A 24,091-nucleotide genomic window follows, 5' to 3' on the forward strand; every position below is an offset into this window, starting at 1 on the left:
AAATGATTGAAAATTTCTATTATCAAGGGATTGTATCAAGACATTTGGCACCGTAATATAGGGGCACACTTTTTGATGCTAGCAGATTATGACGACTATTTCACCGACACGTGTGTCGATGTATGATTTTTTATATCATGATACCCAGCCGATGCTGTCACTTTTGGCCGATGCTGCACAGCTCTCTCTACCACAAGCTCGCTTAGGGATGGATGCCAGTCTACAAGCCATCGTAAGTGCGCTTCTCGCCTATCAGCAGCGTTATCAGGGACAATCAGTCAGCAAAAAGCTATTTAGTCGTAGTGCTGTTAAAGAGTTACGACAGTATAACTCAATGAACTTTGCAACCATTAGCGCCACAATGTACCATCGTCACGATGCAGCAGATGCTGTATTTAGCGATAATGCCCGTGTCATAAAGGCAAGCGAACATATCGCTGAGAAGATTGATGCAACGACGCAACAAGCACAAATTTTACTCACCGCTTTGTGTGTGATTGTACTCCGTGAGCTGGCTATCTTGGCAGAATACAGTCAACTCGATAATGATGAAATTAATAAATGGTTCGCCTTACAACCACAGTTTTTATCAGCGGCACGTTTTAGTCCAGAGCATACACATACCTTATCTGCTGAGACAGAAAGCAATAGTGACGTGCCCGAATCAACTACTGAAGCGGTAAAATCTGTTGAAGCTATAGAGAACAATTTAGAGAGTAATGCGGAGCGTACTTTATTAAATGCTGAGCAGTTATCAAGCACTCCGCCTCCTTTTGATCCTTACTGGTATGAGCTGAGTGGATTCAAACCTGAAAATCATGATCCTGTGCAAGACATGCAATTGGCAACTGGCAACTACCTAAAAGCCATCGGGCGCTCACCTGATAATTTGCAGCAAGGCCGCCATAATGACATGTTGGTGTTTGTAGAAATGCAGGCAATTGCGTTACCCCACCAGCGCTGGTTGTTACAGCTGGCTAAAATCTCGGATATCTATCTCAGCCGAAACCGTCTGCGCGTAAACTCTGAACCTGCAAATCCCCCGAAACCGCCATTGGTTAGCTTGGGGTTGATCGGTGGCAATAACGACAACACACCGGCAACGATCAGTGAAAAACCGATTGAGTATGAGACCTCAACACCGCTTTGGAAAAATCCCGTTATTCTCATCATTCTTGTCGTCATCGGTATTCTTGGTGCGCTCGCCACTCTCAAATATCAAAGCCAAAAATCTGATGGTGCTATCCTTGCAACAGAAGAGGTCATAGAGCAGGACCTCCTCGAAGAACGTCAGCAGCAAGATGTGGCTATCGTAAAAGTAGATGATGATGAGCCTGTCATTGCAGACACTGCAAAAACTGAGTAGACACGGATAGTCATAAAAAAGCAGCCATAAAAAAAGAGACCCTATCAACATAGAGTCTCTTTTTTGTTGTGCGATCTAAGTTCCTAATTGGCTATAAGTAGCCAAAAAACTTACTTAGATAAATCACGACCACGGCTGGCTTCGATCGCCAAACGTAATCCGTTCAAACGAATGAAACCTTCGGCATCTTTTTGATCATACGCACCAGCATCATCTTCAAAAGTAGCAATTTTTTCATCAAATAGTGAATCGTCTGATTTACGACCGACGACACTCACAGCACCTTTATATAGTTTCACGCGAACCGTACCGTTGACATACTCTTGTGATTTGTCAATCAACGCCTGTAGCATCATACGCTCAGGGCTGAACCAGTAGCCGTTATAAATGATTTTTGCATAGCGCGGCATCAGCTCATCTTTTAGATGCGCAGCTTCACGGTCTAGCGTTAGCGACTCAATACCGCGATGTGCTTTTAGCATAATGTTACCTGCTGGCGTCTCATAGCAGCCACGTGACTTCATGCCTACATAACGGTTCTCTACGATATCCAAACGTCCGATACCATGACTGCCACCGATTTCGTTGAGCTTAATCATCACTTCATAAGGCTTGAGACGCTCGCCATCGATAGCAACGATGTCGCCTTTTTCATATTCTAGCTCTAGATACTGGGCTTCGTCAGGGGCTTGCTCTGGGCTGACTGACCAACGCCACATATCATCTTCTGCTTCGGCATAGGGATCTTCTAAGATACCACCTTCATAAGAGATGTGCAGTAAGTTGGCATCCATAGAATAAGGTGATTTTTTCTTATTACCTGCATAGTCGATGGCAATGTCATGCTCTTTGGCATATTCCATCAAGCTCTCACGGCTTGATAAATCCCACTCACGCCAAGGGGCAATGGTCACAACGTCTGGAGACAAGGCAACTGCACCAAGCTCAAAACGTACTTGGTCATTACCTTTACCAGTCGCACCATGGCTGATCGCATCGGCGTTGTGCTCTTTGGCAATCTCAACCAAACGCTTGGCAATTAATGGGCGCGCAATAGAAGTACCTAGCAGATACTCGCCTTCATAGATGGCGTTGGCACGGAACATTGGGAATACATAATCACGGGCAAACTCTTCACGCAAGTCTTCGATATGAATGTGCTTGATGCCCATGGCTTTAGCTTTGGCTCGTGCTGGCTCAACTTCTTCGCCTTGACCGATATCAGCAGTGAAGGTAATCACTTCGGCATCATAGGTTACTTGTAGCCATTTTGCGATGATTGAGGTATCAAGACCACCTGAATAGGCCAGTACGATTTTATTAATATTTTTTGGATCAAGCTGAGCCATGAATAACTCCTATTATGAGAATTGACTGTGTGAACTATGCTAAGGGTAAAAGACGCTAAGAATCAATCAAAAGATACATTGCTTGCTCAGTGTACATCATATTTACTATCGGCAAAAGTGTAACTGCCACAAGGTGCTAGCTTTTGGCCTTCATTTGCTTATCGTCTCCCGCCATTATGTGCATAAAATCCTTATTCATCTTGGTAAATACACAATGACCCATAAATGATATACAGATATGTTGTCGCATATTTAGTCGCATATTTAGTCGCGCAGGCAAATCTGTTATTATAGCCACACAGCATCATTCCTTTTTATTCCCATAAATGACGATATAGAGCGCGATGACACTATGACTGATTCAATGACCGAATTGACCATCCTTCAGCCAGATGATTGGCACATTCACCTCCGTGATGACAGCGCCTTAGCCACTACCGTACCGCATGCAGCCAGTAGTTTTAACCGTGTTATTTGTATGCCAAACCTAGTACCACCTGTCAAAAATGTCGACGATGCGCGTGCCTATCGTGCGCGGATCATGGAGCATCTACAAGCTAGCGATTTGGCTGCAGAGCGCCAAGCAGCATTTGACCCGCGCATGACGTTATACTTAACAGATCGGACGACGGCGCAAGATATCGAAATGGCAGCACAGTCAGGTATCGTCCAAGCAGTTAAGCTCTACCCTGCTGGTGCCACCACTAACTCTGCAGATGGTGTCACTGACATCAATGCCTGTGTGGATGTCTTTGAAGCGTTAGAAAGGCACAACCTGCCACTACTGTTGCATGGCGAAGTGACACAAAATCATGTGGATATTTTTGACCGCGAAAAACGCTTCTTAGATGAGGTATTGGCACAAATTATCATCAAATTCCCGACGTTAAAGATTGTGATGGAGCACATTACTACCAGTGATGCGGCTGACTTTGTCTTGGCGCAAGGCAATCATATTGCGGCTACTATCACCCCGCAGCATTTGATGTTCAATCGCAACCATCTGTTGGTTGGTGGCATCAAACCACACTTTTATTGCTTGCCTATCTTAAAGCGCGAAAGTCATCAAAAGGTCTTATTAGATGTCGCCACCAGTGGCAATCCAAAGTTCTTCTTGGGCACTGACTCTGCCCCACATGCAACGGATAAAAAAGAAGCGGCTTGCGGCTGCGCTGGCTGCTATAGTGCGGCAACTGCTTTGCCTTTGTACGCCACCGCTTTTGATAGTGTTGGTAAAATAGACAAGTTAGAAGGGTTTACGAGTCGCTTTGGTGCTCAATTCTATGGCTTGCCAGTCAATGAAAGCACGATTACCCTAATCAAAACGCCTATGCAAGTACCCGCAGGCTACCCTTATTTTGATGGCTCATCATTGACCCCGCTTATGGCGGGCGAGACGCTGCCTTGGTCTATCAAAGCATAGTACTTATAAAACATAGCACTTATAAAGCAACCTCTGTATTTTATCCTATGATATCAATAATGCCTTTGTACTGAAGGAGCGGTTGATTTCATGGGATACTCATTTCTAATTCAATATAACAATACGACTGATAAAAGCGATTTAACCTGATATGACCACTAAAAACGATGCCGCCTTACCGAACGACAACCCATTAAGCAATGTAGATGCTAGCCTCAATGTCGCGTCAACTATTCACATCGAAGAGAGCGCAGCAGACGAGCAAGCGCCCATGGGCTTGAAAGACCGTTTTCGCAAGTTTCTGCCTGTCGTCGTCGATGTGGAGACAGCAGGTTTTAATGCGCAAACGGATGCTTTGCTAGAAATTGCCTGCATTCCTGTATTACTCAATGAGCAAGGTGTGTTTTATCCTGGTGAGGCATTTAATGCTCATATCGAGCCCTTTGAAGGCGCGAATCTTGAGCCAAGTGCGCTTGCCTTTACTGGCATTGATCCCAACAATCCGATGCGTAAAGCCATTGCCGAAGATGAAAAAACCGCACTACGTCGAATTTTTAAAGATTTAAAAGAAGTCCGCCGTGCTGAAGACTGCCGTCAATGTGTCTTGATTGGACACAATGCGCATTTTGATTTAGGGTTTTTAAATGCAGCCGTGCTACGTACCAACAGTAAAAGCCACAACCCATTCCATAATTTCTCAGTCTTTGACACGGTGACTCTATCAGCGCTTGCCTTCGGTCAGACAGTGCTGGCACGCGCTTGTAAAGCAGCAGGGCTTGAGTTTGACGGCAAAAATGCCCACTCCGCACTATATGACACCCAAAAAACAGCCGAGCTATTCTGTCATATACTTAACCATTATCCAATGCTGGCCAACGCGATGCATAATGAGGACACTAAAGAAGAATCGGGCGATAGCGATAATACATAAGTCACATATCCTATGTTGCCAACCATACGTAATAGTGCTATTTATAATACTTGATGACTTTGACATCTTGGACATCTTGATTTGACAATCAATAGGGATATGATTGATACCACTTTCAGTAAGTTGACAAACCTTCCTGACTTTATGTAGTACTGTTGAAGGGACTTAATAGCTTACTTGCTTGCCACTATTTCACTCCCAAACGACGCCGTTATATCCTATAGATGGTTTAAGTTGCTCACACTGCCTTGATAGCTGCTATTAGTAGTAGCACTGCTGCTGTTAAGGCGTAATAGGAGGGACTTTATTATGGATCCACAACTTAAGTTATGGGGCACCATCATCGGCTATATGCTGCTCGCCTTAACTATTAGTGCTTGCACATCTCTATGGATTCGCCATCATTTAAAGAGTAATGACTTACATCCACGCCGTGCGCTCAAAAAAAGATACTTAATATTAAAAAGACGAAGAAAAAGGCTTGACAGCAAGCGCAGACGCCATTAAAATACGCACCACTTCGGCATAAATGGTGAAAGCAGCTGAGGTGTTGTGTTACTAGTCCCCATCGTCTAGAGGCCTAGGACACCGCCCTTTCACGGCGGTAACGGGGGTTCGAATCCCCCTGGGGACGCCACTATTTGGCGTCACTTATCAGCACTGTTATCGAAAGGCATCAGATAAGACTGATAAATGTACCATCAAAAAGTCCAATCACAATATATCGTGATTGGACTTTTTTTATGTCTATTCATTTTTTCGGTTTATTTTCCCGATTTACTTTCTTGGTATCGCAACTAATTGCTACTGTAACTTCCAAGCATGGATGTACAGTCAGCTCACTATAAAAAAGACACGACAAATAAAAAAATCCGCCTACCAATCCTCTCCTTTATCTGTTTTTTCACTCCTGCTCTTATATCAAAGTTATAATCAATACTAAGTAAAATGGGTAAACGACATTATGATGCGTGACTGGTACAAGTTTTTCTTACTTGCTGTGCCTACGCAGACAGAGGCGACAAAAAATTTATATCAGTCACGCTGTCTCTTTTTATATTACACCTAACCTGACTATAATTATCAAAAGCTATCAAAATTCATAACAAAAAAAGCCAGCAATCTTTGCTGGCTTTTCGACATAAGCGGTCTACTTTTTATGACCTAAAAAATTAAAATATTCTAAAAAATCTTATCCGATATCATGAACCACAGTAGCGCTAATATAATCAGCGAGCCCAATACGGTCTGAATTAAGAAAAAGGCTTGGTGCTGTCCGACAACTTTACTTAAGGTTAAACCTAAAGTGCTATATTGTATCGGCTGACTGTCAGTTTCGCCTGTGCTGACATGCTTTTCATAATAACCTTGCAAGATATCTAAAAACTCCGTCCATTCGTCAGTGCTCCACGCATAAGGCTTAAACGGCATAAACTTCTTAAGCTTAGGCTCTTTAATCATCCAGCGCTCAAGAGTAATCGAGCGCAGTGACCAACCAGCGAAACGACGATCTTCCAATGCTGAAAAATCTAAAATGGTTAAGTCTTTATGTCGATCATCCATTATCAAGCGATTCTTGAGATTGGTTAACGCTTGCTCACTACCTTCCACACACTGTAAAAAGTAACCATTGCCGTAGCAAAGAATACCCGTAATATTATCAGCTTTATTATGTTTGCTGGCGACTTCTGCGATATCGTTCAGTGTACTGGCGTTTGATAGACCAGTCGACGTGATGCGGCTCAAATACACAAGTTGGCAGAGATCTGTCGTTACTGGATTTGTCGAATCATTGACTACTGACAATCAGCTTCTCCCTATTTTCAGGTAAATGTAGCTAAAACAACCATACTAACTTTAGAAAAAACATAGAGACAAGACTTTCGAAAACATCGAATTGGCTTGGTATATTATTGATTTTATAAATGTTTATATTAATTGTATTAAGTTGGTTACATCATAGGCTAGTTTAGTCATCAAATCAATATATGTTTATATTACATCATTAAGTAGTAATACTAAATAATATAATATATTCATTCATAATGAGAATGTAGGGTATGATTTTTTAATATTGGTAGCATAAGGAGACAATATGACGGGAAGTTAATGATAAAAAAACGTGATCAGTTAATGATAGAACCGTCATTTAGATTGTAAGATTGGTACAGAATGCTACTTATGACAATATCACTTGCCGCGTCATGTAAACTCACCAATATGCCAGCATAATAATTTGGACTAATAACAAATAGTGAAGGTAAGCCAATAAAGAGAAGGTAGTTTTTTGATATTTATCAAAATAACTAGGCTTTCAGATAGCGATTTTTCAAATTGAGGATATGCCCTAAGACTGGGCTTTCAGAATCGCTGCGAGCAAGATAGCGTCATCAGGATAGGTGAGCTTGATGTTTTGGCGACTGCCAGTCACTAGACGAATAGGCAGTGCTAAGTATTCAAATGCACTGGCTTCATCGGTGATATCGAGTTTGTGTTCAGCCACATGCTTCAATACTTGTCTTAGCTGTCCTAAACGAAATACTTGGGGCGTTTGGGCTTGCCACATATTACTGCGATCAATCGTTTGTTTAACATAAGCGCTAGACGTGTCTTTGTTTACGTTTAGAGAATCACGCATAAGCTCAGAGTGAGCGCTGGATTGTTTGCAGGATTGCTTTAGAGTGTCAGCAACAGGGGTCGCTAAGATAGCGCCATAAGGCTCAAGCATTGCCGCTTCAATGACTTGTTCAATATCATGAGTTGGAACTGCTGGACGCGCAGCATCATGAATGAGCACCAAGTCTGAGTCATCCGCACCTGTATTAACGATCGCCTCTACCCCCGCCTGTACAGACTGCCAGCGCTCAGCACCGCCAATAGCATAATGAATTGGAAGCGTAAAATTGAGTGTCTCTGCTTTGCTATCATCTGCTGCGACGACCAATAAACATTTATCAATATAAGCACTACATCCAAGCCGTGCCACACTGTGCTGTAGCAAGGTCTGCCCTTGCAGCATAGTATATTGCTTGGCGATAGAGGCACCAAAACGATTACCGCGACCAGCAGCGACGATAATGGCATGTATATTAGGTGTAGTATTCATGAGGTGACGTTCATAAGGTGGTGTTCATAAAGTAGTAATCAGGGTTTGCTTGCATGATGATATGACTGGGAAGGTATGAGTATTAAGAGGAGGAGTAATAGTGGTTTCGAGAAAAGCAAAGCCATCGTTATCAATGAACACTCATTACGATGGCGTTAAAGATTAGTAGCGACTGTGCGTCGTTGGTGCGGTTGATACTTGGACAAACGTCTCATTTGGCTTAATCAAACCTAAGTCTAAACGCGCATGCTCTTCTACTGCCTCAAGTCCATTTTTTAAATCATAGACGTCAGTACGTAATAAGTTATTTGCGGCCACTTGATTGTCATTTAAGCGTTGCTGATCTTCAGTCTGAGTCAGTAGTTTATTATGCTCAAAGCGCCCATTTTCACCCAGCCAATATTGATATTGCAGTCCTAACAGCACCGCAACGGCTAAAGCAAGTAGTATAAATTGGCTAAAGTATTTCATGTGATAGGCCAAACGATAGAGAGATAATAAAATAAATACCAGCTAAGCTTGCTAGACAATATATCAAAAATGACATACTGCCTAACCTTAGCTAATTAGCCACGTAGACCGATAAACTCTTCGCGACCACGGTAGCTTGCACGTACTTGTTGCTCGATACGTAGCAGCTGATTGTATTTCGCCACGCGATCTGAACGGCATAGTGAGCCAGTTTTGATCTGACCAGCAGCAGTACCAACGGCTAAATCTGCAATGGTGCTGTCTTCAGTTTCACCTGAACGATGCGAGATAATCGTCGCATAACCATTTTTCTTCGCCAAATAAATCGCATCTAGCGTTTCTGATAAGGTACCGATTTGGTTGAATTTAATCAAAATCGCGTTGGCAATATGCTTATCAATACCTTCTTGTAAGATAGCAGGATTGGTCACAAATAAATCATCACCAACCAATTGGACTTTATCACCAATCTGCTCAGTTAAGTATTTCCAACCATCCCAATCCGATTCATCAAGACCATCTTCGATAGAAATAATAGGATATTGACGCGCCAACCCTACTAAATAATCTGAGAATCCTTGACTATCAAACGCTTTATTGCCCTCGCCTGCCAAGATATATTGACCATCTTTATAAAACTCACTAGCCGCACAATCTAGTGCAAGATGAATGTCTTCGCCTGCTTTGTAGCCAACTTGCTCGATCGCTTGCATGATAACGGTGATAGCTTCTTCGTTACTACGTAGGTTCGGAGCAAAGCCGCCTTCATCACCAACCGCTGTGCTCAAGCCTTGTGATTTTAGGACGGACTTTAGACTATGGAAAATTTCCGTGCCAGCACGTAACGCTTCTGAGAAGCTGGTGAAACCAACTGGCTCAATCATAAACTCTTGGATATCGATTGTGTTATCTGCATGCTCGCCACCATTTAAGATGTTCATCATGGGTACAGGCATGGTCAACGACGTCTGGTTGCGCAAATTGGCGATGTATTGATGTAATGGCAGACTCTGTGACTTGGCAGCGGCTTTTGCAGTGGCAAGAGACACCGCTAGCATCGCATTGGCACCAAGGCTGTCTTTGTTTTCTGTACCATCTAGCGCAATCATGGCATCATCGATACCTTGCTGCTCGGTGACCTCTTTATCCATCAACGCACTGCGAATCTGGCTATTGACATTGGCAACGGCTTTTTTGACGCCTTTGCCCATATAGCGGTTTTTGTCGCCATCACGTAGCTCAAGTGCTTCACGTGAGCCAGTAGACGCGCCACTTGGGGCAGCAGCACGGCCGACAGTACCGTCAGCTAAGATAACATCGACTTCAATTGTTGGGTTACCGCGCGAGTCTAAAATCTCACGAGCACGAATGTCTTTAATTGCGGCAACGTTGGTGGTTTCTTCAGCGTACATAATGTCTGTTAATTCCTTTGGTCATGCCAAGTTTGTGGGATAAATAACGGCAACTAGAATACAAAAAAGATAAAGCAAAATATCATATAGCCCTATACCTAGACCAGATTTTTCTACTGATATACTCGGCTAGTTTTGGGCAGGCTTCAGGGTTTGTTTAGTACTTTAACCGTCAGCTATAGTGGTTGGCATCATAGCATAAATTTCACTAAACTTCCCTTATCTTACATCGACTGGCGGTCATAAAACCACACATAGATAGCCAAATATTAATTATCAATTTGTCTCAGTAGCTGATATTAAAAGTAAAATGACTTTTATGCTTTTGTTGGACGTTCCGCTTTAGTCTGAGAGGCAGATACCGTGTTATCAAGTTCAACCTCCGTTTTAAATCGAGTTAGACGTAGCGCATTCATTAATACAGAAATAGAGCTAAGCGCCATCGCAGCGGCGGCAATCATAGGATTTAAAAAACCAAAAGCGGCAAGTGGAATGCCAAGACAATTATAAATAAAGGCAAAAAACAGATTCTGCTTAATATTACGTAGCGTGGCTTGCGCAATTTTTTGCGCGGCATCGATATGCATCAGCGACTCGCCCATCAAACGGGCAGAAGCACTATGCTGGGCAACATCTGTGCCTTCAAACATCGCAAAACTGGCATCGGCGGTTGCCATCGCTGGCGCATCATTGACGCCATCACCTGCCATTGCGACTTTGTGACCAGCCGTTTGCAACAAGGCGATTTGGCTCGCTTTATCGCGTGGGCTCATCTTGCCATAAGCTTGCTTGATACCCAGCTGCCCTGCGACATGATCGACGACGGACTGCTTATCACCACTCATCAAAATGACATTGATACCAGCATCTTGCAGCGCAGTAATGGCCTGAGGGGTATCGGCTTTTAAATCATCAGCTAAAGCAAAAGCACCTAAGGCTTCATCGTTAATACTAATGGCAACGGTACTGGCGATTTGCCATACTTTTGGCATCAGCTTTGGTAGCGTTAAATTGGCAAACTCTGCGGTGCCGACTTTTACCACACCTAAACCTTCAATGTTCGCTTGTATACCAGCGCCTTTAACGACACTAATATCCGTAACATTCATTAGTGGCAGATTACGGTCTCTGGCAGTATTTATTAACGCGGTGGCTAACGGATGGCTGGCATGCGCCTCGACGCTGGCGGCAATCTGCAATACATCATCCACAGCAAGCGACTTATCAACCATCACCTTATCGACGATAGTCGGTTTGCCAATAGTCAATGTACCCGTTTTATCGAGCACGACCGTATCAATATTACCTGCTGCCTCAAGGCTTTGCGCATCTTTAAACCAAACGCCATGACGAGCAGCGACCCCCATACCAGCCATGATAGCCGCTGGCGTGGCTAAGCCAAGCGCACAAGGACAAGCAATGACCAATACTGATACGGCATGCATTAGGGCAGTATCAACCATACCTGTTAGCCACCATGTAACCCCAAAGGTGACTAGAGCAATCGTTACCACCACTGGCACAAAAATAGCCGTGACTCGATCAGCTAGACGCGCCAAGTCGGCTTTTGAGCCTTGGGCGTCGCTGAGGGCTTGTACCATATCACCCAGCTTCGTATCACTGCCTTTAGCATTGACACGATATAGTAAGCTGCCGTTTTCGACTAAAGCGCCTGCTAGCAGACTATTACCCTCTTCTTTTTTGAGAGGTACTGACTCACCCGTTAAGTGACTCTCCACACACCAGCCACTACCTTCGATGACTACCCCATCCGTTGCCACACGGCTACCTTGTTTGGCACGCAAAATATCACCAATTTGCACATCTTTAAGAGCAACATTATGAAAATCACCATTTGGCTGCTGCTGTTCAACTTCATCAGGCGTTAAAGACAATAATAAATCAATACTGTTAAGGCTGTGTTTTTTGGTACGCTCTTCTAAATATTTACCCGTTCGCACAAAAGCGATGACCATCACCCCTGCTTCAAAATACACATCAGGGCTATTGCCAGTCCCATGACCACCAGCGTGACCACTTTGTAGTAGGCTATTTAACGTACCATCGCCATGCGTCAGCCACAGATATGTTGAATATGCCCATATGGTTACCGTACCAATGACGACCAGCACATCCATATTAGCAAGACCACCTTTGATGGATGCCCAAGCGCTCTTATAAAACGGTAATGCTAAGCCAAATTGTACAATCGTCGCTAGGACAAACTGAATCCAAACCGGTGGCATCCACGCCATACCAAAACCTGTCAGCATACCTGCCATACCAACTAAAAACGGCAGCAAACATAGCCACAAACCAATCAATCGCCATGGGTATTCGGTCGCGGTATCTTTATCAGTTTGGGCAAACAAACTATCAGCTGCCTGCAAATTGGCAACGAAACCAGTTTTATTTACCCATTCTGTGACTTGCTCAGGTGTCGTCTGGGTCGGATCATAATCGACATTCGCGGTCTCGCCAGCGAAATTCACACTCACCTCGTATACCGACGGCTTTTTATTGAGCACCTTTTCAATTCGCGAGGCACAGGCCTGACACGTCATGCCATCAATAGCCAACTGCAAGTGCGCACGCTGCGGCGCGAGCGGCGTATTGGATTGAATGTCAGTTTCTACATCGTAGGCGTTATGATTGTCAGTTTGGGTAGAATCATTCATAAATAAAACTCGGTATGGCGTTTATGCGTTATGGCGTTTATGCGTTATGGCGTTTATGCGTTATGGCGTTATAAAGTCGTCTGAGCTAAAACAACAACCCAGTGTAGGGGACATCTAAGTCAAACAAATAAAACATTCTGCTATTGAATATTACTGTAATCGAATCGAATAATCAGCATGCTACTATCATCAGTAATGGCAATAATGCTAAACAATGATCCTGATTGATAATAATACAAATCACTCAACTTCTTCAGCCATATTGGGGAGACACAAAGATTGTATGTCGACGCTACTATCAATAATTTTTAACCATTAAAAAACCAGCCATGATAGCCGGTTTTTTATACAAATGGATAAGATTAAGCGTTAGCAACGGTGGCATCAAAGCCAGCGTCATCGATAGCTGACGCAATGACTTCTGCACTGGTTTTACTATCATCAAAGGTGACCGTTGCTTGATTGTCTGCAAGCTCGATACTGATATCATCTAGCCCATCAATATCAGCGGTGGCGTTATGGACACTGGCCACACAGCCACCACAAGTCATGCCGTCAATTTTAATAATACGTGTTTGGTTTGCCATGGTAGGCTCCTTATTTTTATTAGTGAAAAATAGCCTTGATAGCTGTTCTTTAATATTTACCTTTTAAAATTTATCAAAGCCACACTAAACAAGCATAAGCGCTATCATCCTCAGTAACAAGACTGTTTGGTTGTTACTTTATTAAAAGACCTATCATCAAAGAATGTTTTGCTCAACGCTAATCATCATGATGTGGATTTTGCGGTGAATCGATAGGAAACGGTTGGGTAACATAATCGACCATGCTAATCGCGGCAGTTAGGGCGTGAATACTGGTATCGGTATCATCATAGCGCACGGTTGCAACGTCATTATCAGGATCAAGCTCAATCGCAGTGACTCCTGTAATATTCTTAAGCGCTTTCATCAAGCTATCAAGACCTTCAGCGTCATCGATATTTTCGATACTGACTTGTGCAACTTGTATGGCCATTATCTTACTCTCTTATAATCTATACTATTAATGAGTATCTAATATCTCAAAGCCTTTAACGAGATCATCAATTTGCTTAAGCTGACGTAAAAATGGCTCTAACTGACTCATTCTCAAGGCGCACGGACCATCACATTTTGCAGTTTCTGGATTTGGATGCGCTTCTAAAAACAACCCTGCCAATCCAGTTGCCATACCGGCACGTGCAAGTGTCGTGATTTGCTCACGTCGTCCACCAGCGCTATCGCTACGGCCGCCTGGCTGCTGCAGACTGTGGGTGACATCGAAAAATACCGGTATGTCCATTTGCTTCATGGTATCGAAGCCCAGCATATCGACGACCAAATTATTATAACCAAAAGCACTACCGCGCTCACAAAGTATCAGCTTGTCATTACCACCTTCGAGGCATTTATTGACGATATGGCGCATCTCATGCGGCGCTAAAAACTGCGCTTTTTTGATATTAATAATCGCATCGGTCTTCGCCATCGCATGCACCAAGTCAGTCTGACGCGATAAAAAAGCGGGCAGTTGGATGATATCAGCAACTTCAGCGACGGGCGCTGCTTGGTACGGCTCATGCACGTCAGTAATAATAGGCACTTGGAACTTTTCTTTAATTTGTCCCAGCCAATCGACACCTTTTTCTAATCCAGGACCTCGATACGAATGCAGGCTTGAGCGATTGGCCTTGTCAAAACTGGCCTTGAACACATAGCCGATGCCCAAACGCTGACAAATCTCGACATACTGTTCAGCAATTTCGAACGCCAATTCTTTGGACTCTAAGACATTCATACCACCGAACAGCACAAAGGGCTGATCGTTACCAATATTAATGGTGTTATTACTCGGAGTCTTAAGCTGAATATGTGATTGCGCTGTTAATAGATTTTCCATGAAACCCTTGTCCTCATTATTGTTATCAACACGTATATTCCATATTGTAACCGATAGCCCAATTAAAAAAAGTGTCCAAGCGTAATTAGATATCGCTAACTTAAAGAATATCTAAACAACCATTATCACCCATCAAATTAAGCAAAAAAAAAGACCAATCCGTAGATCAGTCTTTTTTGGTGAAAATAACGCTTTCACACTATATTTCACAACACTTCACATTTTAACGATTACTTTGTTTCGCTATGATTTTTTGCGGCTTTTACAAAGCTGTTAAACAGTGGATGACCACCACGTGGCGAGCTGGTAAATTCAGGATGGAACTGTACGGCGACAAACCATGGATGCTCGCTAATCTCAACCGACTCAACCAAATGCTGCTTGGCAGAATAACCCGATATCGTCATGCCTGCTTGCTCTAATGGCTCGATATAACGGTTGTTCATCTCATAACGATGACGATGACGCTCCGTGATATTACTCGCGCCATAGATTTGGCTTAATTTGCTGCCAGCCACCAGCTCGGCTTGCTGTGCGCCTAGACGCATAGTGCCACCAAGATCTGAGTCATCACTACGGATCTGTAACTCACCGCGCTCATCTAGCCACTCAGTGATGAGACCGATGATCGGCTCAGCAGTCTTGCGATCGAACTCAGAAGAGTTGGCATCGATACTCATCACATTACGTGCGTATTCGATAACGGCCAACTGCATACCAAGGCAAATACCCAAATATGGCACGTTGTTTTCGCGAGCATAAGTAATGGCTTTCATTTTACCCATGGTACCGCGCTCACCAAAGCCACCGGGCACTAAAATAGCATCGGCATCATTAAGCTGTGCAAATAAAACATCGTCGCCTTCCAAACGTTCGGCATCGATATAATCAATTTTCACATCTACTTTATGAGTGATACCAGCGTGTAATAATGCTTCGTTAATTGATTTGTACGCATCAGGCAGCTCGACGTATTTGCCGACCATCGCTACAGTGAGCGTTGATTCAGGATTGAGCTGGGCTTCAACCACTTTGTCCCAATCGCTCAAATCTGCTTCAGGTACATCCAAACCAAAGCGCTCACAAATCAAATCATCAAGATCTTGCTCATAAAGGGTACGCGGTATTTGATAAATACTTTGCGCATCTTCACACATGATGACCGCACGTTCTTCGACATTGGTAAACAACGCAATCTTACGGCGATTGTCTTGTGAGATGTGATGATCAGAGCGGCAAATTAAGACATCAGGCTGTAAACCAATAGAACGAAGCTCTTTAACCGAATGCTGGGTAGGCTTAGTTTTGGTTTCACCAGCACTAGCGATATAAGGTACCAAGGTCAAATGCATCAGCATGGCGCGATTGCGACCTAGCTCTACTTGCATCTGGCGCACTGCTTCCATAAAGGGCAACGACTCGATATCACCGACCGTACCACCAATCTCAATAATAGCGATATCATAACCCTCGCCACTGGCAAGAATTTTGCTCTTAATCTCATCAGTGATATGCGGGATAACCTGCACAGTACCACCAAGATACTCACCACGGCGCTCTTTATTCAGTACATTCTGATAGATGCGACCGCTGGTAAAGTTATTACTCTTACTCATCTTAGAGTGGCGTAAAAAACGCTCATAATAACCCAAATCTAAATCCGTCTCCGCCCCATCTTCAGTGACGAACACTTCGCCATGCTGGAACGGACTCATGGTACCTGGATCGACGTTAATATACGGATCCATCTTGGTCATTGTCACGTTCACACCGCGCGCTTCGAGTATCGCAGCAAGAGAAGCAGCAGTGATACCTTTTCCTAGTGAGGACACTACCCCACCGGTCACAAATATAAACTTGGTCATAGTACTCTTTCGGTAATTGGTAAAGAAGGATTTTACTAAAGATACGCCAAAAAATATAGGGCAAAAGCGCAAACTATCAGAAACTCTTGGTTTTTGCTCAATGTTTATTGATTAAAACCGCATAATAAAAAAACTCACCCCGAAGGATGAGCTTTTTAGCAGAGTATTTATGCAGCATATAGTCGATACTAAATAAAATAGATACACGACATTATAATGTATGACTGGTACAAATTTTTCTTGCTTGCTGTGCAAGCGCAGACAGAGGGTACAAAAAATTCATATCAGTCACACTGTCTCTTTTTTATATTGAACTGACTATATTGAGTTAGAATTTATATTCTAAACCGCCACCGATAGCAAACACATCCGCATCACCACGAGCTTTAACTGAGTCAATGGTATCATCAGCATTGTTTCTAACAACGAGCAGACCGTTTTCTAAATCTGCAGAGTTTTGACCGATATAAGCATGAGCAATCATATTGTCTTTGAACTTATATTTACCGCCCAATACAATTTGGTCTGAGTCGTTGCCACCAAGGCCAGCCAAGTTTTCAGTCTTATCATACTGAAGATAAACAGATGCTGGGCGAGCAAAGTTAGTCAAACCCATCTCAGCACTGACGACCAATCCTTTCTCTTCATCATCTGAATTATCAAAATCAACTTGCTGGTATAGCGCGCCTAGCTTCACTGGATAAGCCATGTATTTGCCCAAATCGACACTGGCACTGCCACGAAGAATCTCACCTGTGACGCTCATGTCTTTGTCATAACCCACACCTGCGGTAAAGCCAGTACCTGGATCAAACATCAGTGAAGCACCAAAGCCACTGTCACGGTCATCGCTATCAGAGACAAAAGACTCATCAGCACCGTATTGTAAGGCAAGCTCTAATGGTAGACCATTGTATTTGGGTGCAATCCATACGATTGAATTATTAATACGCTTACCATCAGTCAAGGTAAGCGCTTCACTCAGTGTACCATCACCACCAAGAGAGCTTGAGCCGATATTATCCCAATAACCTTCGTTAACGGTTACGTTGTTGACGTAATCTGACACCGAGTAGTTGCGACCAAAGCGAAATTGACCGTAGTCTTTATTTTTAAAACCTAAATAGGTGTCACGGCTTTTAAAACCAATGTTGCTGCTACCGCTGTCATCGATCTTGATGCCATACTCTAATTGATAAATCACATCGGTATTAGCAGTGATTGCTTCGGACCCTTTGAACCCTAGACGTGAAGAATGCGAGCTGACTTGTACTGAGCTGCTGTCTTCATTAATATTGATAGTGTCGTTAGGCAGATCCATAGACTGACGATCAAGCTCAGCGTTGACATAGTTAGCAGTGACGAATGCTTTGCCATAAACCGTTGGCGCGGCTTGAACGGCAGAAACTGATAGCGTTGCAATTGCTGAGGCTAAAAGTAATTTTTTCAAAGGGTATCTCCACTTGACGATTTGAGTGATAAATTGGCTAAGATTGACTGGCATGTACAATGGTATTGCTACAAACTCCCAAGACCATGATATATAACGAGCCACCAGAACGGCTTAGACACTACTTTATCAAGCAAATATTACAGTAAGATGAAAGAACAAAATTTACATGACTGTAACTATCTATTTTAAGACTGATTACAATGGAGGGCTACTTTCTTTTTTCGCATAAAAAAACTCATCCCGAAGGATGAGTTTTTTTATACTATCTACTTGAGTGTGATACTAGAATAAGTATTCTAGACCGCCACCAAGTGCGAATACGTCAAGATCAGTATTACTATTCTTGTCTTCAGCAGAGTTGTTACCAACATAAGCATGAGCAATCATGTTGTCTTTAAAGTTATATTTGCCACCTACAACAACTTGATCTGAATCACGGTTATCAAAACCAGCCAAGTTTTCAGTACCATTGTACTGTACATATACAGATGCTGGACGAGCAAAGTTAGCTAGACCCATTTCAGCGCTTACAATTAGACCTTTTTCATCTTCATCGCCGCCATCGAAATCAGCTACTTGATACATGGCACCTAACATAACTGGATAAGCCATGTATTTACCTAGATCAACGGTAGCACTACCACGTAAAAGATCACCAGCTTGGCTCATGTCTTTTTCGTAAGCAACACCAGCAGTGAAGCCTGTACCTTGGTCAAACATTAATGAAGCACCATAACCACTGTCACGGTCGTCACTGTCAGTTACAAAGCGCTCGTCTGCACCGTATTGTAGAGCAAGCTCTAAAGGCAAGCCGTTGTATTTAGGGGCAATCCATACGATAGAGTCATTGACACGGCCGCCATCAGCCATAGTTACAGCATCAAGAACATCGCCTTCCATATCAAGATTACTAACACCTAAATTATCCCAAAAACCTTCAGTAACAGTAACGTTGTTGATGTAGTCAGTTACTGAGTAGTTACGACCAAAGCGGAATTGACCATATTGCTTGTTATTTAGACCAAGATAGGTATCACGGCTTTTAAGACCAATATTGTCATCAGTACCATCGATGGCAATGCCATACTCTAACTGATAGATAACATCAGTGTTAGCAGTCATTGCTTCAGAACCTTTAAAACCAAGGCGTGAAATGTTTGAGTTGATTTGTACTGAATCACTGTCTACGTCGAATTGATCATCGTTACCATCACGCTCAGCATTTACATAGTCAGCAGTAACGAAAGCTTTACCATAAACAGTAGGTGCTGCGTTGGCTGCAGATACAGATAGGGCTGCGATGGCTGTAGCTAAAAGTAGTTTTTTCATGGGGTATCTCCACTTTACAATTGTAGTAATGAGCAAGCTATGATTAGCTGGCGCCCATAATGGTATCGTCACAAATCCTCAAAGATATAATGTGTAACTGGCTACCGAGATTGGTCTAAAACAAGTGTGGCGAATTTCTACTACAATAAGACAAAAAAAACCATGACTCACATGACTGGGATTAGAACGTAACTGCCATGTAATCTTTGGTCTTTATCACTCCGTTGCGTAACATCCGTTACCAAACTCATACTTCGAATACAAGCATAACAACTTTGACATAATTTGCAACATTTTTTTTTGCTTTTTCGATACATCTACTATCGAATAACAAATGCTTTGTCATATTTGAACCGTTATGAAAAAACCCCTATCGACTCAAATAGATACGATACCCATTAATTAATATCATTACTGATAATATTAATTGGCGGTAATAAATACGATACATTGACCCAAAAAAAGCGCTACTTATTGATAAATAAATAGCGCTCATAAAGAATTGTTTGTCATATTTCTGACACATATGACAGTCACAAACGGGTAAGATACATCAAGGCCTGATCATGCCTAGAGGCTTAAATAGCACTTAGATTACATGAGCAAACATGATACTTAACCTATCGTTTTAGGCATTTGCTTTGAGGTCAAGACGCGCTTGATGCAATAGTGGCTCAGTATAACCACTTGGCTGCTCGCGACCTTTAAACACCAAATCACAAGCCGCTTTGAACGCATAAGAGTGTTCAAAGTTATCTGCCATTGGCTGATAGTCACTATCACCTGCATTTTGCTCATCGACGACTTTTGCCATACGCTTCATCGTATCCATCACTTGCTGTTCGCTCACGACGTTATGATGCAACCAGTTGGCAATGTGTTGGCTCGATATCCGCAAGGTCGCACGATCTTCCATGAGACCAACGTCATTGATGTCAGGGACTTTAGAACAACCAACGCCTTGGTTTACCCAGCGTACGACGTAACCTAGGATGCCCTGAGCATTGTTTTCAAGCTCTTGCTGTTTCTCTTCGTCTGTCCAGTTGGTGTCTTTCGCCAATGGGATGGTCAAGATATCGTCTAAACTGGCACGCTCACGTGATTTTAGGCTGTCCTGTACATCAGCGACGTTGACTTGATGATAGTGCATGCTGTGTAAGGTTGCACCTGTTGGCGATGGTACCCACGCCGTACTCGCACCAGACTTAGGATGAGCGGCCTTGGTATCCATCATCTCTTTCATCTCATCAGGCTTCGCCCACATGCCTTTACCAATCTGAGCAACACCCTGCAGGCCAGTCTCTAGACCGATATCAACGTTCCACTGCTCGTAGGCTGGCTGCCATGCTTGTGACTTCATATCACCTTTAGGAACAAATGGGCCTGCGTTCATACTGGTATGCATCTCATCGCCAGTACGGTCAAGGAAACCAGTGTTAATAAAGATAACGCGCTCTTTCGCTTGGCGAATGGCTTCTTTTAAATTAACCGTCATGCGACGCTCTTCATCCATGATGCCGATTTTAAGGCTGTTGCGCTCAAGCCCTAATAAATCTTCTGAAGCGTTAAACAAGTCATTGGCCATTTTAACTTCTTCAGGGCCATGCATTTTTGGCTTCACAATATACATCGAGCCTTTACGTGAGTTTGATAGCTCATTTTTGCCTTTCAAATCATTGAGCGTCAATAGTGGCGTAATCAAGCCATCCATTAAACCTTCAAAGATTTGTTCTTGACCATTGCCCAAATCAACTAAGATTGCAGGGTTTTGCATTAAGTGACCAACGTTACGAATCAATAGTAGTGAACGGCCAGGTAAGATCAGCTTTCCACCGTCTGGGGTGTTATATTCGCGGTCTGGGTTTTGCTTACGAGTACTGGTCTTGCCCCCTTTTTCAAAGGTTTCTTGCAAGTCGCCATTCATTAGACCCAGCCAGTTGCGATATACTTCTACTTTTTCTTCTGCATCGACAGCAGCGATTGAATCTTCACAATCCTGAATCGCCGTAATCGCTGATTCTAATAGTACATCTTTGATGTTTGCTGGGTCATCTTTACCGACCGGATGATTGGCATCGATTTGAATCTCAGCATGTAAGCCGTTATTTTTTAATAAAATACCAGTAGGAGATTCAGCCTCACCAACGAAACCAACAAATTTGGCGGTATCTTTTAGCTCAGTGCTGCTATCGCCTTGGACGATTTCAAGTTTGCCATCGACCACTTTAAATCCGGTCACATCGTTATACGAGCCTGACGCCAAGGCAAAATGCTCGTCTAAAAATGCTTTGGCATAGGCGACAACTGCCGCACCGCGAGTCGGATTATAGCCGCCTTTCGCTTCTTGGCCATTATCATCACTAATGACATCAGTACCATACAAAGCATCGTATAAGCTGCCCCAACGAGCGTTCGTCGCATTGAGTGCGTAGCGAGCATTTCGGACTGGCACGACCAGCTGTGGCCCTGCGATATGAGCAATCTCATCATCAACGTTTTGCGTGCTAACTTTAAAATCATCGCCTTCTGGTAACAGATAGCCAATCTCTTTTAAGAATGCTTTATAAGTAGGGTAATCAATTTCGCCGTCTTTGGCAGGGTGTTGCAGGTGCCACTGATCGATCTGCGCTTGAATCTTGTCACGAGTTTCTAGCAGCGCTTTATTACGCGGAGTAAATTCTTTGATGACTTTTTCAAAACCTGACCAATAACTTTCTGAATCAACACCGACTTTCGGCAGCACTTCGTTTTCAATAAAGTCATACATCTGCTGGTCGATGGCAAGAATGCCTTTTTGAACACGGTTGGCGTTAGAAGACTGGCTCATATTGTTATCCTTATCTGTTCGTGAGGTGTGTTAATGCTAGGTTGCTACTCTAATGGTTGGAAAATGTGTGCCCTTGCAGCATTTGTGCCTAGTTTGCTTTACAGTGGATAAATAGCAAACATAATAATATGTACTGTCAGCTATAATCGGGCAGCTGCTCATGTGATATCTGGTTAGTGCAAAACCTGTTCGATGCAACATCTGGTTAATGTAGCATCTATAATTTTTGGACCGTCTTTGAGAAGTCTTAGTCTATAAATCTTGTGTTTTGATACAGGATTGGCAGTTGATATAATGCGCATTAGCCGCTACTGAATGATAATCAATAGTAAGACAAAATGCCTGAAAAGCAAAATCTCATCCTACTATCAAATAATAAAATAAACAAGGAAACGCCATTCACTAAGTAAATACTTAGGCTGTATAATAATGATACTCTATGAGCCATATACTCTAGGGGCATTAATCCATACTTTAGAGCTAGGCCGTTATACGTTCAGTATAAACTGTAAGTAATCATTACAGCCTCTATTTATGCTCAACGGTTATCTATTCAACTTTTAATATTTGATTAAAAAGTGTTTAACATTCCACTATGGCAAAGACTATGAATAAAGAAAGTATGAAACCCAGCAACAGCAAAGACGACGTTGCTTCCCACAACCGTGTAGAAGACGTTATAGACAAAGACAATATAGAAGAAAACAGTGTAGAAAAAGACCGTATAGAAAAAGAGAGTGCCGATATCGCACAGCTGCGCACCCCTATTAAGGTCGACCTATCCGCTGTCTATGACTTTTTGGGCTCGCGAACCACCCAGGCGTGGGTAGATGCGGCTACTGCGGATGTGCCATTAATCATTCAAGATCATGCCAACTGCGAAAAAAAAGCGGCTGGTACAGCGATGAATTTATTATTCCGCTATGAGTTCTCGTATGATTTGCAGCGCAAGTTGGCACAATTGATACGTGAAGAGATGTTGCACTATGAGCAAGTGCTCGGCATCATGCATGAGCGCGGGCAAGAGTGGAGATATCTGAGTGCGGGGCGTTATGCCAAAGGGTTGCTCAAGCACAAGCGTACTCATGAGCCAGCAGCGATGGTCGACGTGCTAATCATTGGTGCGTTTATCGAAGCACGCTCTTGCGAGCGATTTGCTGCGCTTTCTGACGTCATCGACGATGAGCGTTTGGCAAAATACTATCGCTACTTATTGAAGTCAGAAAGCCGCCATTTCGAAGATTATTTGGCATTGGCACAATCGCTATCTGATGACAATATCGATGAGCGTGTCGCATTCTTCAAAGAAGTAGAAGCAGAGTTGATATCCAGTCCTGATACTGAGCTGCGCTTTCACAGCGGCACCCCTGCTTAGCGTTTAAGCTGGCAGATTTTGTTAAATAAGCGCTATATAAAAGTACCCATATCGATCGCATAAAAAATCTAACATCAGGGCGTGTCCTCAATTCAATAGACTACTCTCTAAATGGGCTAAAAATGGCTAAATTTTGCCAAACATCGTCAAATAGCTTATCAATATCTCGATATTTTTTGCGCTACTTTCCTTGTTTGACGGCAATTTATCTCATTTTTATCACCATTTTTAAAATGAGGACACACCCTAGTCTCATAAACCATGCCTAGCGTTAGGTTTTTTATTTGTCTGTACAGAATATAATGGTCAGTTATGACTATTTCTTATCTTCCATAAGCGGACTGTCATACTGTTTGTGATTTTTCGCGACATTATGCGGATCATGATCGTCAGTCGCTTGTTCTGCAGCAGCTGGATTTGCCTTTTGTAATGCATCATCAGGGACGATACCATTATTATCATTTGCATCTTTGAGCTGATGGTTATCATGGTTAACTGTATCATTAGACTTATTCATAACTAATCCTTATTATAATAATTATTTTTCACATCGAGTATTCGATAACTTGAGGATACTCATATT

General features: G+C 42.9%; 18 protein-coding genes and 1 tRNA gene. 5 read left to right on the forward strand and 14 right to left on the reverse strand.

Going from position 1 to position 24,091, the window contains the following annotated elements; translation table 11 throughout:
- The first annotated feature begins 88 nt into the window (after positions 1–88).
- Positions 89–1,366, forward strand: a complete 1,278-nt coding sequence (locus IOD06_RS03445; protein WP_194619125.1) for a hypothetical protein — start codon at positions 89–91, stop codon at positions 1,364–1,366.
- Positions 1,367–1,476: 110 nt separating this feature from the next.
- Here the strand turns inward: IOD06_RS03445 and IOD06_RS03450 are convergent, their stop codons facing one another.
- Positions 1,477–2,715, reverse strand: coding sequence for an argininosuccinate synthase (locus IOD06_RS03450; protein ID WP_010196371.1), 1,239 nt, complete (start codon positions 2,713–2,715; stop codon positions 1,477–1,479).
- Between the two features lie 352 nt (positions 2,716–3,067).
- Here IOD06_RS03450 and pyrC point away from each other — a divergent pair, with 352 nt between their 5' ends.
- The 3 genes from pyrC (at position 3,068) to IOD06_RS03465 (ending at position 5,706) form a co-directional block, all read left to right on the forward strand.
- Complete coding sequence (gene pyrC, locus IOD06_RS03455) at positions 3,068–4,138, forward strand: dihydroorotase (protein WP_227669863.1); 1,071 nt, start codon at positions 3,068–3,070, stop codon at positions 4,136–4,138.
- Positions 4,139–4,409: 271 nt separating this feature from the next.
- The gene (rnt, locus tag IOD06_RS03460) at positions 4,410–5,069 is read left to right on the forward strand and encodes a ribonuclease T (RefSeq protein WP_194619645.1); all 660 of its coding nucleotides are present in this window, start codon (positions 4,410–4,412) and stop codon (positions 5,067–5,069) included.
- 561 nt (positions 5,070–5,630) lie between these two features.
- Positions 5,631–5,706: transfer RNA gene (locus tag IOD06_RS03465), tRNA-Glu, on the forward strand.
- A 545-nt stretch (positions 5,707–6,251) separates the two neighbouring features.
- Here the strand turns inward: IOD06_RS03465 and IOD06_RS03470 are convergent.
- The 12 genes from IOD06_RS03470 to IOD06_RS03525 form a co-directional block, all read right to left on the reverse strand.
- The gene (locus IOD06_RS03470) at positions 6,252–6,875 is read right to left on the reverse strand and encodes a BLUF domain-containing protein (RefSeq protein ID WP_189580140.1); all 624 of its coding nucleotides are present in this window, start codon (positions 6,873–6,875) and stop codon (positions 6,252–6,254) included.
- Between the two features lie 541 nt (positions 6,876–7,416).
- Positions 7,417–8,175, reverse strand: coding sequence for a 2-C-methyl-D-erythritol 4-phosphate cytidylyltransferase (locus IOD06_RS03475; RefSeq protein ID WP_194619127.1), 759 nt, complete (start codon positions 8,173–8,175; stop codon positions 7,417–7,419).
- A 162-nt stretch (positions 8,176–8,337) separates the two neighbouring features.
- Positions 8,338–8,646 carry a septum formation initiator family protein gene (locus tag IOD06_RS03480; RefSeq protein ID WP_010196361.1) on the reverse strand — a complete coding sequence of 103 codons (309 nt, stop codon included), beginning with the start codon at positions 8,644–8,646 and terminating at the stop codon, positions 8,338–8,340.
- Between the two features lie 95 nt (positions 8,647–8,741).
- On the reverse strand, positions 8,742–10,058 hold the full coding sequence (gene eno / locus IOD06_RS03485) for a phosphopyruvate hydratase (RefSeq protein WP_194619129.1): 1,317 nt from the start codon (positions 10,056–10,058) through the stop codon (positions 8,742–8,744).
- Between the two features lie 317 nt (positions 10,059–10,375).
- A complete protein-coding gene (locus tag IOD06_RS03490; protein ID WP_194619130.1) occupies positions 10,376–12,736 on the reverse strand; it encodes a cation-translocating P-type ATPase in 2,361 nt (786 codons plus the stop codon).
- A 362-nt stretch (positions 12,737–13,098) separates the two neighbouring features.
- Positions 13,099–13,323, reverse strand: a complete 225-nt coding sequence (locus IOD06_RS03495; protein ID WP_010196358.1) for a heavy-metal-associated domain-containing protein — start codon at positions 13,321–13,323, stop codon at positions 13,099–13,101.
- 178 nt (positions 13,324–13,501) lie between these two features.
- Complete coding sequence (locus IOD06_RS03500) at positions 13,502–13,756, reverse strand: heavy-metal-associated domain-containing protein (RefSeq protein WP_194619132.1); 255 nt, start codon at positions 13,754–13,756, stop codon at positions 13,502–13,504.
- 27 nt (positions 13,757–13,783) lie between these two features.
- Positions 13,784–14,659 (reverse strand): 3-deoxy-8-phosphooctulonate synthase, encoded by an 876-nt coding sequence (gene kdsA / locus IOD06_RS03505; protein WP_194619134.1) that lies wholly within the window; start codon positions 14,657–14,659, stop codon positions 13,784–13,786.
- A 230-nt stretch (positions 14,660–14,889) separates the two neighbouring features.
- Positions 14,890–16,524, reverse strand: a complete 1,635-nt coding sequence (locus tag IOD06_RS03510; RefSeq protein ID WP_194619136.1) for a CTP synthase — start codon at positions 16,522–16,524, stop codon at positions 14,890–14,892.
- 328 nt (positions 16,525–16,852) lie between these two features.
- A complete protein-coding gene (locus IOD06_RS03515; RefSeq protein ID WP_194619138.1) occupies positions 16,853–17,974 on the reverse strand; it encodes a porin in 1,122 nt (373 codons plus the stop codon).
- A gap of 285 nt (positions 17,975–18,259) precedes the next feature.
- Positions 18,260–19,306, reverse strand: coding sequence for a porin (locus IOD06_RS03520; protein ID WP_194619139.1), 1,047 nt, complete (start codon positions 19,304–19,306; stop codon positions 18,260–18,262).
- 628 nt (positions 19,307–19,934) lie between these two features.
- Complete coding sequence (locus IOD06_RS03525; protein ID WP_194619141.1) at positions 19,935–22,133, reverse strand: malate synthase G; 2,199 nt, start codon at positions 22,131–22,133, stop codon at positions 19,935–19,937.
- A gap of 607 nt (positions 22,134–22,740) precedes the next feature.
- On the opposite strand from IOD06_RS03525, the gene IOD06_RS03530 reads away from it, so the two are divergent.
- Positions 22,741–23,508, forward strand: coding sequence for a tRNA-(ms[2]io[6]A)-hydroxylase (locus IOD06_RS03530; protein WP_194619143.1), 768 nt, complete (start codon positions 22,741–22,743; stop codon positions 23,506–23,508).
- 316 nt (positions 23,509–23,824) lie between these two features.
- Here the strand turns inward: IOD06_RS03530 and IOD06_RS03535 are convergent, their stop codons facing one another.
- Positions 23,825–24,025 (reverse strand): hypothetical protein, encoded by a 201-nt coding sequence (locus IOD06_RS03535; protein ID WP_194619145.1) that lies wholly within the window; start codon positions 24,023–24,025, stop codon positions 23,825–23,827.
- Positions 24,026–24,091 lie beyond the last annotated feature (66 nt).

The sequence above is a fragment of the Psychrobacter sp. N25K4-3-2 genome, assembly GCF_015351755.1.
GTDB classification, from domain to species: Bacteria; Pseudomonadota; Gammaproteobacteria; order Pseudomonadales; family Moraxellaceae; genus Psychrobacter; species Psychrobacter glaciei.

Excerpts from the sequence above, each read along its gene's own strand:
- kdsA (WP_194619134.1), bottom strand. The coding sequence starts at position 14,659 with ATGGAAAATCTATTAACAGCGCAATCACATATTCAGCTTAAGACTCCG.
- IOD06_RS03535 (WP_194619145.1), bottom strand. The coding sequence starts at position 24,025 with ATGAATAAGTCTAATGATACAGTTAACCATGATAACCATCAGCTCAAA.
- IOD06_RS03510 (WP_194619136.1), bottom strand. The coding sequence starts at position 16,524 with ATGACCAAGTTTATATTTGTGACCGGTGGGGTAGTGTCCTCACTAGGA.
- IOD06_RS03530 (WP_194619143.1), top strand. The coding sequence starts at position 22,741 with ATGAATAAAGAAAGTATGAAACCCAGCAACAGCAAAGACGACGTTGCT.
- IOD06_RS03450 (WP_010196371.1), bottom strand. The coding sequence starts at position 2,715 with ATGGCTCAGCTTGATCCAAAAAATATTAATAAAATCGTACTGGCCTAT.
- IOD06_RS03495 (WP_010196358.1), bottom strand. The coding sequence starts at position 13,323 with ATGGCAAACCAAACACGTATTATTAAAATTGACGGCATGACTTGTGGT.
- rnt (WP_194619645.1), top strand. The coding sequence starts at position 4,410 with ATGGGCTTGAAAGACCGTTTTCGCAAGTTTCTGCCTGTCGTCGTCGAT.
- eno (WP_194619129.1), bottom strand. The coding sequence starts at position 10,058 with ATGTACGCTGAAGAAACCACCAACGTTGCCGCAATTAAAGACATTCGT.
- pyrC (WP_227669863.1), top strand. The coding sequence starts at position 3,068 with ATGACTGATTCAATGACCGAATTGACCATCCTTCAGCCAGATGATTGG.
- IOD06_RS03525 (WP_194619141.1), bottom strand. The coding sequence starts at position 22,133 with ATGAGCCAGTCTTCTAACGCCAACCGTGTTCAAAAAGGCATTCTTGCC.
- IOD06_RS03490 (WP_194619130.1), bottom strand. The coding sequence starts at position 12,736 with ATGAATGATTCTACCCAAACTGACAATCATAACGCCTACGATGTAGAA.
- IOD06_RS03480 (WP_010196361.1), bottom strand. The coding sequence starts at position 8,646 with ATGAAATACTTTAGCCAATTTATACTACTTGCTTTAGCCGTTGCGGTG.
- IOD06_RS03500 (WP_194619132.1), bottom strand. The coding sequence starts at position 13,756 with ATGGCCATACAAGTTGCACAAGTCAGTATCGAAAATATCGATGACGCT.
- IOD06_RS03520 (WP_194619139.1), bottom strand. The coding sequence starts at position 19,306 with ATGAAAAAACTACTTTTAGCTACAGCCATCGCAGCCCTATCTGTATCT.
- IOD06_RS03475 (WP_194619127.1), bottom strand. The coding sequence starts at position 8,175 with ATGAATACTACACCTAATATACATGCCATTATCGTCGCTGCTGGTCGC.
- IOD06_RS03445 (WP_194619125.1), top strand. The coding sequence starts at position 89 with ATGACGACTATTTCACCGACACGTGTGTCGATGTATGATTTTTTATAT.